General features: G+C 67.2%; 11 protein-coding genes. 8 read left to right on the plus strand and 3 right to left on the minus strand.

What is annotated here, in order from left to right; translation table 11 throughout:
- Positions 1-84: 84 nt before the first annotated feature.
- Complete coding sequence (locus ACFXKN_RS25815) at positions 85-1,080, minus strand: class I fructose-bisphosphate aldolase (RefSeq protein WP_378944113.1); 996 nt, start codon at positions 1,078-1,080, stop codon at positions 85-87.
- A 35-nt stretch (positions 1,081-1,115) separates the two neighbouring features.
- Entirely contained in the window at positions 1,116-2,027 is a 912-nt protein-coding gene (locus ACFXKN_RS25820; protein ID WP_378944118.1) for a LysR family transcriptional regulator, read from the minus strand.
- Positions 2,028-2,133: 106 nt separating this feature from the next.
- Here ACFXKN_RS25820 and ACFXKN_RS25825 point away from each other — a divergent pair, with 106 nt between their 5' ends.
- The 7 genes from ACFXKN_RS25825 to ACFXKN_RS25855 all read left to right on the plus strand — a co-directional run bounded on the left by ACFXKN_RS25825 (position 2,134) and on the right by ACFXKN_RS25855 (position 11,107).
- Positions 2,134-3,597: a form I ribulose bisphosphate carboxylase large subunit gene (locus ACFXKN_RS25825; protein ID WP_378944121.1), complete on the plus strand. Its 1,464-nt coding sequence runs from the start codon at positions 2,134-2,136 to the stop codon at positions 3,595-3,597.
- A 13-nt stretch (positions 3,598-3,610) separates the two neighbouring features.
- A complete protein-coding gene (locus ACFXKN_RS25830) occupies positions 3,611-4,036 on the plus strand; it encodes a ribulose bisphosphate carboxylase small subunit (RefSeq protein ID WP_378944124.1) in 426 nt (141 codons plus the stop codon).
- 4 nt (positions 4,037-4,040) lie between these two features.
- The gene (locus ACFXKN_RS25835; protein WP_378944129.1) at positions 4,041-5,012 is read left to right on the plus strand and encodes an AAA family ATPase; all 972 of its coding nucleotides are present in this window, start codon (positions 4,041-4,043) and stop codon (positions 5,010-5,012) included.
- A 144-nt stretch (positions 5,013-5,156) separates the two neighbouring features.
- Positions 5,157-7,433: an FdhF/YdeP family oxidoreductase gene (locus ACFXKN_RS25840; protein WP_379433991.1), complete on the plus strand. Its 2,277-nt coding sequence runs from the start codon at positions 5,157-5,159 to the stop codon at positions 7,431-7,433.
- Positions 7,434-7,521: 88 nt separating this feature from the next.
- Positions 7,522-8,385, plus strand: a complete 864-nt coding sequence (gene map, locus ACFXKN_RS25845) for a type I methionyl aminopeptidase (RefSeq protein ID WP_194824234.1) — start codon at positions 7,522-7,524, stop codon at positions 8,383-8,385.
- 241 nt (positions 8,386-8,626) lie between these two features.
- The gene (locus ACFXKN_RS25850) at positions 8,627-10,210 is read left to right on the plus strand and encodes a cobyric acid synthase (RefSeq protein WP_378946121.1); all 1,584 of its coding nucleotides are present in this window, start codon (positions 8,627-8,629) and stop codon (positions 10,208-10,210) included.
- A 333-nt stretch (positions 10,211-10,543) separates the two neighbouring features.
- Complete coding sequence (locus tag ACFXKN_RS25855; RefSeq protein ID WP_378944141.1) at positions 10,544-11,107, plus strand: alpha/beta hydrolase; 564 nt, start codon at positions 10,544-10,546, stop codon at positions 11,105-11,107.
- A 59-nt stretch (positions 11,108-11,166) separates the two neighbouring features.
- Here the strand turns inward: ACFXKN_RS25855 and ACFXKN_RS25860 are convergent, their stop codons facing one another.
- Entirely contained in the window at positions 11,167-12,189 is a 1,023-nt protein-coding gene (locus ACFXKN_RS25860) for an alpha/beta hydrolase (RefSeq protein ID WP_378944144.1), read from the minus strand.
- A gap of 153 nt (positions 12,190-12,342) precedes the next feature.
- Here ACFXKN_RS25860 and mqo point away from each other — a divergent pair, with 153 nt between their 5' ends.
- Positions 12,343-13,947 (plus strand): malate dehydrogenase (quinone), encoded by a 1,605-nt coding sequence (mqo, locus tag ACFXKN_RS25865; protein ID WP_379433992.1) that lies wholly within the window; start codon positions 12,343-12,345, stop codon positions 13,945-13,947.

A 13,947-nucleotide genomic window follows, 5' to 3' on the forward strand; every position in this document is an offset into this window, starting at 1 on the left:
GAACGCAGCAGCGGTGCCCGAGGGGTGGCGCCGCTGCTGCGCGTTGCCGCCGCGCTCACCGAGGCGCTGCCGAACGCATCACACCTACGTGGCGGGCTCGGTGGCATCGGCGGCGTTGCGGCAGTTTTCGAGCAGAACCTGTTGTGCTACGGCAACTTCGGAATCTGATCCACCCCAAGTGTGCAGGGCCGCGCTCACGAGCGCACGTCCGAAGGAGAATGTCACAGGCCACGCCCGCTCGTCGATGGTGACCAGCTCGCTCAGGAATTCACACACCCGGGCCGTCGGATGCCCACCGGACAGGAACGCGATCCCTGCCACCTCGGCGGGCACCAGGTCACGCAGTACCGCGAAGGTGGCGGCAGCGACCTCGGCAGGCGGCGTGGCCGCGGCAGCCAGGCCGGCAGTGACGAAGTTCGGCTTGAGCACGATGCCGGTGAGATCCACTCCGGCATCGACGAGTTCGGTGAACAGCGCGCTCAGGGCGAGCCGAGTCGCCCGCGCCGAGGCCGCCGAATCGTGGTCACCGGTGCACAGCACCTCGGGCTCGACGATCGGGACGATGCCGTGCTGCTGACACAGTGCCGCGTAGCGGGCCAGCGCGTGCCCGTTGGCGTCGGCGGAGTAGGGGGTGATCGTGCGCACGTCGAACACCGCCCGCCACTTGGCGAACGCGGCACCGCGATCGGCATAGGAGGCCAGCCGCGCGCCGAGGCCGTCGAGCCCTTCGGTGATCAGCGCACCGCCCTGGCCGGGCAGTGCGGTGGTGCCGGTGTCGACCTTGATGCCGGGCAGGATGCCGAGTTCGCGCGCCGCGATCGGGAACGGGCGCCCGTCGGCGAGATCCTGGCCGAATGTCTCGTCGCACAGGATGATTCCACTGATCCACGCCGACAGGCCGTCTGCGGTGAGCAGCAGTTCGCGATAGTCGCGACGGGTGGTCGCGCTCGCGGGCACCCCTTCCTGTGCCAGCCGCGATGACATGGTTTTGATCGACTCGTCGGCGGCGAGAATGCCGCGGCCGCCGCTGGTCAGCTGCTGGGCGACGTCGGCGAGGGCGGTGGCGGGGAGTGTCGTCATGACGAACAGCATGCGAGCACCCGCGCCCGCCGTCCTCACCCCTTCGGGCGAGACCGGGTGTGAAATGCGGCCGCGCCCACCCGCTCCGGATCGCACAGGTGGGCCACGAACAACCGGGTCGCCGAGGTGGGTTCCTGGGTCGTGCAGACGTGCCACGGCCGGTCGAGAGGGGTGCCCGGCACGGCGTAGGAGACCAGTTCCCCCGAGGCGAGTTGTTCGCGTGCCGCTTCCTCGTGCACCAGCGTGACCCCGAGCCCTTCCCGTGCGGCGGCCACGGCGGCGCCCGAGGTGCCGAGGGTGAGCAGCGGCGGCGCGGCCTGCAACCGGCTCAGCAACGACAGCGCGGTATCGCGGGTGCCGGAGCCGATTCCGGTGAGCAGCCAGGGCGTGGTGAGCGGGTCTTCGACGAGTCCGGGCCGTCCGACCAGCAGCAGTCGATTCGAACGCCGGGCGGCGGTGACCAGCCCGGACCCGCGCGGAGGTCGCCCGGCCAGGGCGATATCGAAGACGTGGTCGGCGGCGCGGGCGAACAGCTCGCCGCGCGTCAGTACCGACAGTGACAGTTCGACATGCGGATGGGCTTGGGCGAATGTGGCCATCAGCACCGGGAGCACATATTCACTGGCCGTCGCGACCGCGCCGATGCGCACCCGTCCACGGTCGGCATCGTGCACCGCCCCGGCCGCTTCGGCGAGTAACCCGAGCAATTTGCGCACATATCCGGCGAAGATCTCGCCCGAATCCGTCGCCACGATGCCACGGCCGGACTTCCCGAACAGCCTGGTGCCCAACGCGTCTTCCAGTGCGGCGATCGCGGCCGACACCGCGGGTGGCGTCACGTGCAGCGTCTCGGCCGCGGCCCGCACGCTGCCGGTCTCGTACACGGCGAGGAAGGTGCGCAGCCGACCCCAGGTGGCGGCGGCGGGCAGGTCGGGACTGGCGAACATCGTTCAATGATGCCTGAACTGTGCGCAGTAAAGATTCCATTGTCGTTGAACAGTCCGCGCCCACACACTGAGAGTGCTTCATAGGCGTGACCCGGAAGGAACGGCGATGACGACGATCGACAACGACGGCGCGGCGACCAAAGAGCGTTGGGATCCGGGCGTACAGAGTTACGCCGGAATGGGTTACTGGAACCCCGATTACGTCCCCAAGGACACCGATGTCCTCGCCGTTTTCCGGGTCACCCCACAGGACGGCGTCGACCCCATCGAGGCCGCGGCCGCCGTCGCGGGCGAATCGTCCACCGCCACCTGGACGGTCGTGTGGACCGACCGCCTCACCGCGAACAGCCATTACCAGGCCAAGGCGTACCAGGTCGACGAAGTTCCCGGCAGGCCAGGCGAGTACTTCGCCTACATCGCCTACGACATCGACCTTTTCGAGGAGGGCTCCATCGCGAACCTGACCTCCTCGATCATCGGCAACGTCTTCGGATTCAAGCCCCTCAAGGCACTGCGCCTGGAAGACATGCGCATCCCCGTCGCCTACACCAAGACCTTCCAGGGCCCCGCTCACGGCATCGTCATGGAACGGGAAATGCTCAACAAGTACGGTCGCCCGCTGCTCGGCGCCACCATCAAGCCCAAGCTCGGCCTGTCGGCCCGCAACTACGGGCGCGTGGTCTACGAGGCCTGTCGCGGCGGCCTCGACTTCACCAAGGACGACGAGAACATCAACTCCCAGCCCTTCATGCGCTGGCGTGACCGCTTCCTCTACGCGATGGAGGGGGTGAACCGGGCGATGGCCGAAACCGGCGAGATCAAGGGCCATTACCTCAACGTCACCGCGGGCACGATGGAGGAGATGTACCGCCGGGCGAACTTCGCCAAAGAGATCGGCAGCGTGGTGGTGATGATCGACCTCACCATCGGTTACACCGCCATCCAGTCGATGGCGCACTGGGCCCGCGAGAACGGCATGCTGCTGCACCTGCACCGCGCCGGGCACTCGACCTACACGCGGCAGAAGACGCACGGCGTGAGCTTCCGGGTGATCGGGAAGTGGTGCAGGTTGATGGGTGTCGACCACGTCCACGCGGGCACCGTCGTCGGCAAGCTGGAGGGTGACCCGGCTACCACTCGCGGTTTCTATGATTCGTTGCGTGAGAACACTGTTCCGAGGAATCTGGGCAACGGCATCTTCTTCGACCAGGACTGGATCTCGATGCCCGGCGTGATGCCGGTGGCCTCCGGCGGCATCCACGCCGGCCAGATGCACCAGCTGCTCGATCTTTTCGGCGATGACGTGATCCTGCAGTTCGGTGGCGGCACCATCGGTCACCCGTACGGCATCGCCGCGGGCGCCGAAGCCAATCGGGTGGCGCTCGAGGCAGTTGTCAAGGCGCGCAACGAAGGTCGCGATCTGCTGATCGAAGGGCCTGACGTACTGCGCAGGGCGGCCAAGCACTGCACACCACTGGAAGCGGCCCTGAACACCTGGGGCGACGTCACTTTCGACTACACCAGCACCGACGCGCCCGATGTGGTGGCGACGCCGGTGCCCTCGATCTGACCAGGAGCACCTGATGAGACTTCGCTACGGAACCTTCTCCTACCTGCCCGATCTCACCGACGACGAGATCGCGGCCCAGGTGAAATACGCCCTCGACCACGGCTGGCCGGTATCGCTGGAGTACACCGACGACCCGCACCCCCGCAATGTCTACTGGGAGATGTGGGGGCTGCCGATGTTCGACCTGGTCGAACCCGACGGCGTGCTCGCCCAGCTCAACGCCTGTCGGGCCACGTTCCCCCAGCACTACATCCGGCTGCTGGCCTACGACGCGACCCTGGGCAGGCAGTCCACCGCGATGTCGTTCCTCGTCCAGCGCCCGGCCGAAGAACCCGGTTTCCTGCTCGAACGCGTCGAGGGCCCGGACCGCACCCAGCGGTACTCGGTGAAGTCCTACGCCACCACCCGTCCGACCGGTGATCGGTACGCGGGCGAGTGAACTGATGGACACACCAAAGGGATTCGGGTTCCATCGGCCGTCGGCAGGCGGCTCGGCGCAGACCACGGCCGTCGAGGAACAGACGCCCGAGCCTGCGATTCTCGGCGACGACGAGGTGCTCGATCTCTCGGCCGACGAGGCCGCGGCCAGGGTGGGCGACACCCTGGCAGCCCTCGACGCCGAACTGGTCGGGTTGGCCGCGGTGAAGCGTCGCGTCCACGAGATCGCCTCGCTGCTCCAGGTCGACCGGGCGCGGCGCCGGTTCGGGCTCACCACCACGCGACCCACGTTGCACATGAGTTTCACCGGTGGCCCCGGCACCGGCAAGACCACGGTCGCCCTGCGGATGGCGGCGATCCTGCACGCGCTCGGCTATATCAGGGCGTCGCGCGTGCACACCGTCACCCGCGACGACCTGGTCGGCCAGTTCATCGGCCACACCGCGCCCAAGACCAAGGAGGCGATCGCCCGCGCGGCCGGGGGTGTGCTGTTCATCGACGAGGCCTATTACCTGTTCCGGCCGGAGAACGAGCGGGACTACGGGCAGGAGGTCATCGAGATCCTGCTCACCGAGATGGAGAACGAGCGCGGAGATCTGGTGGTGATCTTCGCCGGCTACCCGGACCGGATGGCGACGTTCTTCGCCGCCAACCCGGGCCTGGGCTCCCGGGTGCCGCACCATCTCACCTTCGAGGACTACGACCACGCGGAGCTGACCCAGATCGCGGGCCTGATGGTGGAGTCGGAAGGGTTCGCCTTCGACGACGACGCCCACAAGGCGTTCGCCGAGTACCTCACCCTGCGCATGGGCCAGCCCCGGTTCGCCAACGCACGCAGCGTGCGCAACGCCATCGAACGCTGCCGGCTGCGGCAGGCCCGCCGATTGGTCGCGCTCGACCGGCCACTGGGCAAAACCGACCTCATCACCCTCACCGCCGAGGACGTCTACGGCAGCAGCGTGTTCGAACCGGACTGAGTCCTCGCAGGCCGAGCAGGAAGCCCGATTACCGAGATCTATCAGGTGATCGGGCTTCCGCTTTGACAAGGGTGGACAATGTGAGCAGCCTTTTGTCACAGATGTCGGCGCGCGCGATGCCGCGGAACTGAGGAGAGCGGATACATGACCTCGATCCAGGATCCAGCAGATGATCTGAGCGTGACCCCGCCCAAGACCTGGGCGGTCGGCGTTCCCGCGGTAGCGCACGCGCTCGAGTACTCGCTCTCGCAGAACTCCCCGGTGCGCACCGCGCTCACCTTGCTGAACATCAATCAGACCAAGGGCTTCGACTGTCCGGGGTGCGCGTGGCCCGAACCCAAGCACCGGGTCATGAACGAGTACTGCGAAAACGGTGCCAAGCACATCAATGACGAGGCCACCACCCGCCGGGTCACCAGGCAGTTCTTCGCCGAGCACCCGGTCACCGAACTCGACACCATGTCGGACTACTGGCTCAACCAGCAGGGCAGGCTCACCGAGCCGATGGTGAAGCGCCCCGGCGCCACCCACTACGAGCCCATCGCCTGGGATGACGCCCTCGATCTGATGGCACGCGAACTGCGCGGCCTGGCCACCCCGGACGAGGCCCTGTTCTACACCTCGGGGCGGCTCAACAACGAGGCCGCGTTCCTGCTGCAACTGTTCGCCCGCGCCTACGGCACCAACAACCTGCCCGACTGCTCGAACCTGTGCCACGAGTCGAGCGGTTCCGCGTTGACCCAGACCATCGGCGTCGGCAAGGGCACCGTGTCATTGGATGACATCTACGAAGCCGACCTGATCTTCGTCGTCGGCCAGAACCCGGGCACGAACCATCCGCGGATGCTGACGGCGCTGGAGCAGACCAAACGCAACGGCGGCAAGATCGTCGCGGTGAACCCGCTGCCCGAGGCCGGGCTGATCCGGTTCAAGAATCCGCAGAAGGCGCGCGGCGTGATCGGACGCGGCACCGAGATCGCCGACATCTTCCTCAAGATCCGCCCCGGTGGCGACCTCGCGCTGTTCCAGATGCTGAACAAACTGCTCCTCGACGCCGAGGACGCGGCCCCGGGGACGGTGCTCGATCACGAGTTCATCGCCGCGCGAACCACCGGTTTCGACGCCTTCGCCGAGCATGCCAGGACGGTGAGCTGGGAGCACGCGCTCACCGCGACCGGGCTGGCGCGCGAGGAGATCGAGGCCGTCCACCAGCAGGTGCTCGGCAGCAAGAAGATCATCGTGTGCTGGGCGATGGGTCTGACCCAGCACAAACACGGCGTCCCGACGATTCGCGAGATCGTCGACTTCCTGCTGCTGCGCGGCAATCTCGGTCGCCGGGGAGCCGGGGTCTGCCCGGTGCGCGGGCACAGCAATGTCCAAGGCGACCGCACCATGGGCATCTGGGAGCGGATGCCGCAGTCGTTCATGGACGCGCTCGGCAAGGAATTCGACTTCACCCCGCCCGTCGAACACGGCCTCGACGCGGTCGGTTCCATCCGGGCCATGCGCGACGGCCACGCGAAGGTATTCGTCGGTGTCGCAGGCAATTTCGCGCGTGCGACGCCCGACAGCGAGGTCACCGAGGCGGCGCTGCGGCAGTGCTCGCTGACCGTGCAGATCTCCACCAAACTCAACCGCTCCCACACGGTCTGTGGCGAGACAGCGCTGATCCTGCCGACCCTCGGCCGCAGCGACCGCGATATCCAGGCCACCGGCGAGCAGTTCTACACCGTCGAGGACTCGATGAGCGAAGTCCACGCCTCGCGCGGACGCCTCGACCCGGCCGCACCCGACCTGCTGAGCGAGGTGGCGATCATCTCCCGGCTGGCGCGCGCCACGCTGGGGGCGGAGTCCGCGATTCCGTGGGAGGAGTTCATCGCCGACTACGGCACCGTGCGCGACCGCATCTCCCGGGTCGTGCCCGGCTTCGAGAACTTCAACGAACGCGTCGCCGAGCCGGGTGGGATGCTGCTGGTCAATCCGGTCAACGAGGGCATCTACCGCACCGCGAGCGGCAAGGCCGAGTTCACCCGCAACGACTTCGACATGATCGACGCCCCGCCGGGATACCTTGTGCTGCAGTCGCTTCGGTCTCACGATCAGTGGAACACCATTCCCTACGCGAGCAACGATCGCTATCGGGGCATCCACAACGCACGACGGGTGGTGATGGTGAACCCCGACGATCTGGCCGAGCGAGGGATCGCCGACGGTGATGTGGTCGACATCGTGAGTATCTGGCACGACGGCACCGAGCGGCGGGCGGCGAAGTTCGTCGCCGTCGGGTATCCGGCCAGCCGTGGGTCGGCGGCCGCGTACTACCCGGAGACCAATGTGCTGGTTCCGCTCGACAGCACCGCCGACATCAGCAACACGCCGACGTCGAAAGGCATCATCGTTCGGTTGGAACCTGTGGTCTGACGCACAGCTCCTCCACAGCAGGCGCGGTGCCCGCCGCGAGCACGGGCGGCGACGCACGGCAACGTGGGCGCATAGATACACTGCCCTTATGTCCGTGCGCACCCGTCAGCCACTAGTTCCCGGCACCCAGTCGCCGATCCGGGAAGTTCCCCGCTCCATCGAGCGCCCCGAATACGTGTGGAAGAAAACCGCGAACGAGGGCAACGAGCCCTGGGTGCAGACCGCCGAGACCATCGAGAAGATGCGGATCGCGGGCAAGATCGCGGCGCAGGCACTCGAAGAGGCGGGCAAGGCCGTGGTGCCCGGTGTCACCACCGACGAGCTCGACCGGATCGCCCACGAGTACATGTGCGACCACGGCGCCTACCCCTCCACGCTGGGCTACAAGGGTTTCCCCAAGTCCTGCTGCACCTCGCTCAACGAAGTCATCTGCCACGGCATCCCCGACTCGACGGTGGTCGAAGACGGTGACATCGTCAATATCGACGTCACCGCGTTCATCCACGGCGTGCACGGCGACACCAACAGGACCTTCCTCGCCGGCGATGTCGACGAGGAGGTGCGCCTGCTCGTCGAGCGCACCGAAGAGGCCACCAACCGGGCGATCAAGGCGGTCAAGCCGGGTCGCGCCCTGAATGTGGTCGGCCGCGTCATCGAGGCATACGCCAACCGCTTCGGCTACGGCGTGGTGCGCGACTTCACCGGCCACGGCGTCGGCCCCACCTTCCACAGCGGTCTGGTGGTCCTGCACTACGACCAGCCCAACATCGAGTCGGTGATCGAGCCCGGCATGACCTTCACGATCGAACCGATGATCAACCTCGGCGGCATCGACTACGACATCTGGGACGACGGCTGGACCGTGGTCACCCAGGACCGCAAGTGGACGGCGCAGTTCGAACACACCCTGGTCGTCACCGAGACAGGCGCGGAAATCCTGACCTTGCCGTGAGTTGGCGCAGTTCGAAGCTCACGTCGTTGGGTTGTCACCGAGACAGGCGCGGAAATCCTGACCTTGCCGTGAGTCGGCGCAGTTCGAAGCTCATGCGGTTGGGTTGTCACCGAGACAGGCGCGGAAATCCTGACTCTGCCGTGAGTCGGTACGCCGGTTCGGTGGGACCATCGCGGCTGCACGATTCCGGCCGACTGCCCAATCGGACCGGCGCGGGGTGCGCATCGTGACCGACGTGGCCCTGCGCGGGGCGCTGCTGATCGCCGGCACCACCTCTGATGCCGGAAAAAGCGTTGTAGTGGCGGGTATTTGCCGCATGCTCGCCCGGCGCGGGGTGCGCGTGGCGCCGTTCAAGGCGCAGAACATGTCGAACAACTCTGTCGTCACCCTCGACGGCGGGGAGATCGGGCGCGCGCAAGCGTTGCAGGCACGGGCCTGTGGGCTGGAGCCGAGCGTGCGGTTCAACCCGGTGCTGCTCAAGCCCGGTAGCGATCGCCGCTCGCAGTTGGTGGTTCGCGGCAAGGCGGTCGGAACTGTCGGTGCGCGTGACTATTTCACCCGACGGCAGGAACTGCGCGAAGTCGTCGCGGCCGAATTGGCTTCGTTACGTGACGAATTCGATGTCGTGATCTGTGAAGGAGCGGGTTCACCGGCCGAAATCAACCTCCGTGCCACCGATCTCGCGAACATGGGGTTGGCGCGCGCCGCCGACATTCCGGTCCTGGTGGTCGGCGATATCGACCGGGGCGGCGTCCTCGCTCACCTGTTCGGCACCGTCGCCGTCCTGGAAGCCGAAGACCAGCAACTCATCTCGGGCTTCATCATCAACAAGTTCCGCGGCGATGTGTCCCTGTTGCAACCCGGCCTGGACCAACTCGCCACCCTGACCGGCCGCCCCACCCTCGGCGTCCTCCCTTTCGCCGAAGATCTCTGGCTCGACGCCGAAGACTCCCTCGGCACCATCTCCGGCGCCCCGGTAGGCCGACCGGACCCACCCCACGGCACCGATTGGCTCACCGTCGCCGCCATCCGCCTGCCTCGAATCTCCAACTCCACCGACATCGAAGCCCTGGCCTGTGAACCCGGCGTATCGGTCCGCTGGGCCGACAGCCCTCACCAATTGGCCACCGCCGACCTCGTCGTCGTGCCGGGTTCGAAAGCGACCGTCTCGGACCTGGAGTGGCTGCGCGCCAACGGAATAGGCGAGGCCCTGCGCGCCCGCGCCGCGGCAGGCCGCCCCGTCCTCGGCATCTGCGGTGGCTACCAGATGCTCGGGCGGCGCATTGTCGACGGCGTCGAGTACCGGGCCGTGGAATCACCGGCGCCCACCTCGATACCGGATCACGCAGGTGTCGAGATGCCGACGAGGGCGCGACCCTGTGTGGTGGACGGCCTCGGCCTTCTCGGCCTCGACATCGAATTCGCCGACCCGAAGATCGCCCGGCAGGTGACCGGCATCGCGGGCTCGATTCCCGTGCACGGCTACGAGATCCACCACGGCAGAGTCACCCACACCGCCGATCCCGCATGGCTGACCATCGATGGCGACCCCGAAGGTAGTGCGCGAGAGGCGATCTGGGGCACCCATGTCCACGGCCTCCTCGAATCCGACGAATTCCGCCGCACCTGGCTCACCGAAGTCGCCGCCCGAGCCGGGCGCACCGGCTTCACCGTCGCCCCCGACACTTCGGTCGCGGCCGTCAGATCCGCGCAACTCGATCTGCTCGCCGACCTCATCGAACAACACGTCGACCTCGCCGCCCTGGACCACCTGATCCGCGACGGCGCCCCCACCGACATCCCGGTCATCCGAACCGCCCGGTGACCGGCAGTTTCGGTATTGCGCGGGTAACCGCGGACTACTCGCGGCGATGCCGCTTCGACCGCGGTCACGCACCCGCGAGTTGAGGCAAACCCGATCCGTGGAAGGTCGCGGAGCGAGGGAGGCGGCGATCGCCGACCGGCTCGTGGCGCCGATCGCCGCGTGCGCGGCGGTGTGCGGTCGGTCTCGCCTCACAGTCGGCGGTGCGCCGTTGTGACAGGGTTGGCAATTTCGGGGTCGCCGGCAGTGAAAGCCCAGCACACGGGGGTATGGCGATCGGCAGGGCGCGCCGGAACAGGCCGCGTTGTTCAGTCCGGCCGTGTACCGTAACCCGGCATGAAATCTCGGCAGATCACGGTCGGTGACCAGGCCTGGACGGTGCGGGTCGACGGGCCCTCTTCGCGGCACAATGTGCTGCTGCTTCCCGATGCGGACGACCCTGCTGATGTGTTCGACACGGTGTGCGCGCGGCTGCACGAGTCCGACTTGCAGACCATTGTCGTGGAGTCGGTCGAGGGGCTCGATCCCGCGGGTGTGCTCACGATTCTCGACGAGCTCGAACTGCCCTACGTGAATGTCGCGGGGCGTGGGTCGGGCGCGGAGTTGGCGTGGCGGGTGTGTGCGGGCCGGTTCGGGCGGTTCATGAGCCTGGTCGTCGCCGACCACGGTCACCCGGCGGTTCCCGACGCCGACGGCAATGTCGCCGACGCGTCCTGTCCGCCGCTGGAGCTGCCCGTCACCATGCTGGTCACCAAGAGCCTGCCCCGCGCCACCGCCGACGCTTCCGGCCGCTATGTCTACGGCGAATTCCGGGTCGTCCCCTTGGAAGTCGACAACATCGCCACCGAGGCGGGCCACGAATTCGCCACCGAAATCGTCCTCCGCACGAGCCTCTGGTAGACGCGGACCGCCAGGCTCTCGCGATGCTTACCCGAGAGCCTGGTGAAGGTCGGTCCTGATCAGGACTTGCGGTAGGCGGCCAGCCAGTCGAGCCAGTTGTCGGTTTCCTGGAAAGCGTTGGCGCGCACGGATTCCGAGGACAGGAACACGTCGTGGCGGGCGCCGTCGATCGGGACGATCGAGGTGCGCTCGCCCAGGCAACCGGCCCAGCGCTGGATCTGCTTCACATCGAGCACGGCATCGGCCACGTCGACGGCGGGGGAGTGCTCGCGGGCGAACTTGGTGATCCGTGAGCGCAGCAGCAGCGCGGGCACGCCGATGGCCAGGCCCTGGTGCAGGCGCGCCTGTCCGCGGCGGATGGCGCGCAGCCAACCCAGGCGCACCGGTTCACCGCGCAGCGGCTTCCAGTCCAGGTTGTAATCCCACTCACCCGAGCGGCTGGTGTGCAGGCTGTCGCCGTAGGCGGTGCTGACACCGCCGGGTAGCTGGGCGAAGGCGCGGAACCTGCCGACCGTGTTGATCACGGGGGTGCCGATGGTGCGGTAGAACGACGGTCCTTGCAGGTCGAACCAGGGACTGTTGAGGACGAGCCCGACCACACCCGCTGCCGCGCTGCCGCCCGCCCGCTGGAGCCGGTCCAGCCATAGCGGCACAATCAACCCACCGGTCGAATGCGCGACGATCAGCACCTCGTTGCCGGTCTCCTCGCGCGCGATCCGCAGCGCCTCGCTCAGCTCGGCGTCGTAGAACGCCAGGTCGCTGACATAGTGCGCGCTCTGCCCGTCCCGCCGCGAGCGCCCGCATTTACGCAGGTCGAGCGCATAGAATCGGTGCCCGCGCGCGGCGAAGTGCTCGGCCAGGTGCTCCTGGAAGAAGTAGTCGGTGAACCCGTGCACGTACAGCACCGTCGGCTCGACGGCCGGCGCCGCGGCATCGGGCAGATAGCGCACGAGGGTGGCAACCACCTCGCCCTCACCGTCGGGGTCGATACCGAGTGGGAGGGTCCGCTGCTGATACGCGGTGCCGAGAACATCGGGTTGCCACTGCTCGTCGGTCCGGTCGGCGAGGGTTTCGTTCGTCACACTGCTCAATCTATCCCGCGGTCCCGGCGACGTGCAGGCTTGGTTTTCATCACATTCGGGAGGTCCGTTGCAGAAGTGTGCTCGGCTGAGGTGCACAATTGGCATCAGGTGAACGACGGGTAACCTACCTCCCGGCGATTCACCGCGAGTCGCATGAACACCGCCAAAGCGCCCGCGCCAAGCGAACTCACCCGCCGGTGGGTAGCTGAGAAGGACAAGGAAGTCGATCTACCCGTGCCGAACGCTGCGAAGAGTGAAAAGACCGATGTAGTTCTCATCGGCGCTGGCATCATGAGTGCCACGCTGGGCGCGCTGCTGCGGCAGCTGCAGCCGGACTGGACGATCTCGGTGTTCGAGCGGCTCGACGCCGCCGCCGCGGAGAGCAGCGACCCGTGGAACAACGCGGGTACCGGCCACTCGGCGCTGTGCGAGCTCAACTACAGCCCCCAGAACGCCGACGGTTCGGTCGACGTGAGCAAGGCCGTCGATATCAACGAGCGCTTCCAGGTCTCGCGCCAGTTCTGGGCCTCCGCCGTCGACACCGGCGTGCTGGACGACCCCTCGGGCTTCATCAACCCCATCCCGCACGTCAGCTTCGTGCACGGCGCCGACAACGTCGACTACCTGCGCAAGCGCTACGAAGCGCTGGCGCCACACCCGCTGTTCCGCGGCATGGAGTACATCGACACCCCCGACGAGTTCGCCGCGCGCCTGCCGCTGATGGCCAAGGGCCGCGACTTCAGCGACCCGATCGCGCTGAACTGGTCCGACGGCGGCACCGATATCGACTTCGGCGCGCTGAGCAAGCAGTTGCTCGCCTACATCGGCTACTCCGGCGGCGAGATCGCCTTCGGCACCGAGGTCCGCAACCTCGACAAGCAATCCGACGGGTCGTGGAACGTCACCGTCCGCAACCAGCGCACCTACAAGTCGCGCACCATCAACGCGAAGTTCGTCTTTGTCGGTGCCGGTGGTGGCGCGCTGCCGCTGCTGCAGAAGGCGGGCATCTCCGAGGCCAAGGGCTTCGGTGGCTTCCCGATCAGCGGCCAGTTCCTGCGCTCGACCAACCCGGAGCTGATCGCCGCGCACGAGGCCAAGGTCTACGGCAAGGCCGCCGTCGGCGCGCCGCCCATGTCGGTGCCGCACCTCGACACCCGCGTCATCAACGGCAAGAAGGGCCTGCTGTTCGGCCCCTACGCCGGCTGGACCCCCAAGTTCCTCAAGGACGGCTCCAACGCCGACCTGTTCAAGTCGATCAAGCCGAACAATATCGCGTCGCTCGTCGGCGTCGGTCTCACCGAACTGGGCCTGACCAAGTACCTGGTCGAGGAGCTGCTCAAGTCGCAGGAAGGCAAGGTGGGCGTGCTCGGGGAGTTCCTGCCGCGCGCGAAGGGCCGCGACTGGGAGCTGATCACCGCCGGTCAGCGTGTGCAGGTCATCCGTCGCAAGGGTGCCGGTGGTGTGCTGGAGTTCGGCACCGCGGTCATCTCCGCCGAGGACGGCACCATCGCCGGTCTGCTCGGTGCGTCGCCGGGTGCGTCGACCTGTGTCACCGCCATGCTCGACGTGATGCAGCGTTGCTTCCCGCAGCAGTACGCGGGCTGGACGCCGCAGCTGCAGCAGATGATCCCCTCGCTCGGACAGAAGCTGTCGGAGAACCAGGCTCTGTTCCAGGAAGTGTGGGACTGGACCAGCAAGTCGCTGAAGCTGGACGGCAACAACACGTCCGCGCACGAGCAGGTCGCGAGCTACGCGTAG

Origin of the sequence: Nocardia sp. NPDC059195 (assembly GCF_042754695.1) — a bacterium.
GTDB lineage: Bacteria > Actinomycetota > Actinomycetes > Mycobacteriales > Mycobacteriaceae > Nocardia.

What these genes read in the sequence shown, in the direction of transcription:
- ACFXKN_RS25815 (WP_378944113.1), bottom strand. Translation starts at nt 1,080, where the DNA reads ATGACGACACTCCCCGCCACCGCCCTCGCCGACGTCGCCCAGCAGCTG.
- ACFXKN_RS25820 (WP_378944118.1), bottom strand. Translation starts at nt 2,027, where the DNA reads ATGTTCGCCAGTCCCGACCTGCCCGCCGCCGCCACCTGGGGTCGGCTG.
- ACFXKN_RS25825 (WP_378944121.1), top strand. Translation starts at nt 2,134, where the DNA reads ATGACGACGATCGACAACGACGGCGCGGCGACCAAAGAGCGTTGGGAT.
- ACFXKN_RS25830 (WP_378944124.1), top strand. Translation starts at nt 3,611, where the DNA reads ATGAGACTTCGCTACGGAACCTTCTCCTACCTGCCCGATCTCACCGAC.
- ACFXKN_RS25835 (WP_378944129.1), top strand. Translation starts at nt 4,041, where the DNA reads ATGGACACACCAAAGGGATTCGGGTTCCATCGGCCGTCGGCAGGCGGC.
- ACFXKN_RS25840 (WP_379433991.1), top strand. Translation starts at nt 5,157, where the DNA reads ATGACCTCGATCCAGGATCCAGCAGATGATCTGAGCGTGACCCCGCCC.
- map (WP_194824234.1), top strand. Translation starts at nt 7,522, where the DNA reads ATGTCCGTGCGCACCCGTCAGCCACTAGTTCCCGGCACCCAGTCGCCG.
- ACFXKN_RS25855 (WP_378944141.1), top strand. Translation starts at nt 10,544, where the DNA reads ATGAAATCTCGGCAGATCACGGTCGGTGACCAGGCCTGGACGGTGCGG.
- mqo (WP_379433992.1), top strand. Translation starts at nt 12,343, where the DNA reads ATGAACACCGCCAAAGCGCCCGCGCCAAGCGAACTCACCCGCCGGTGG.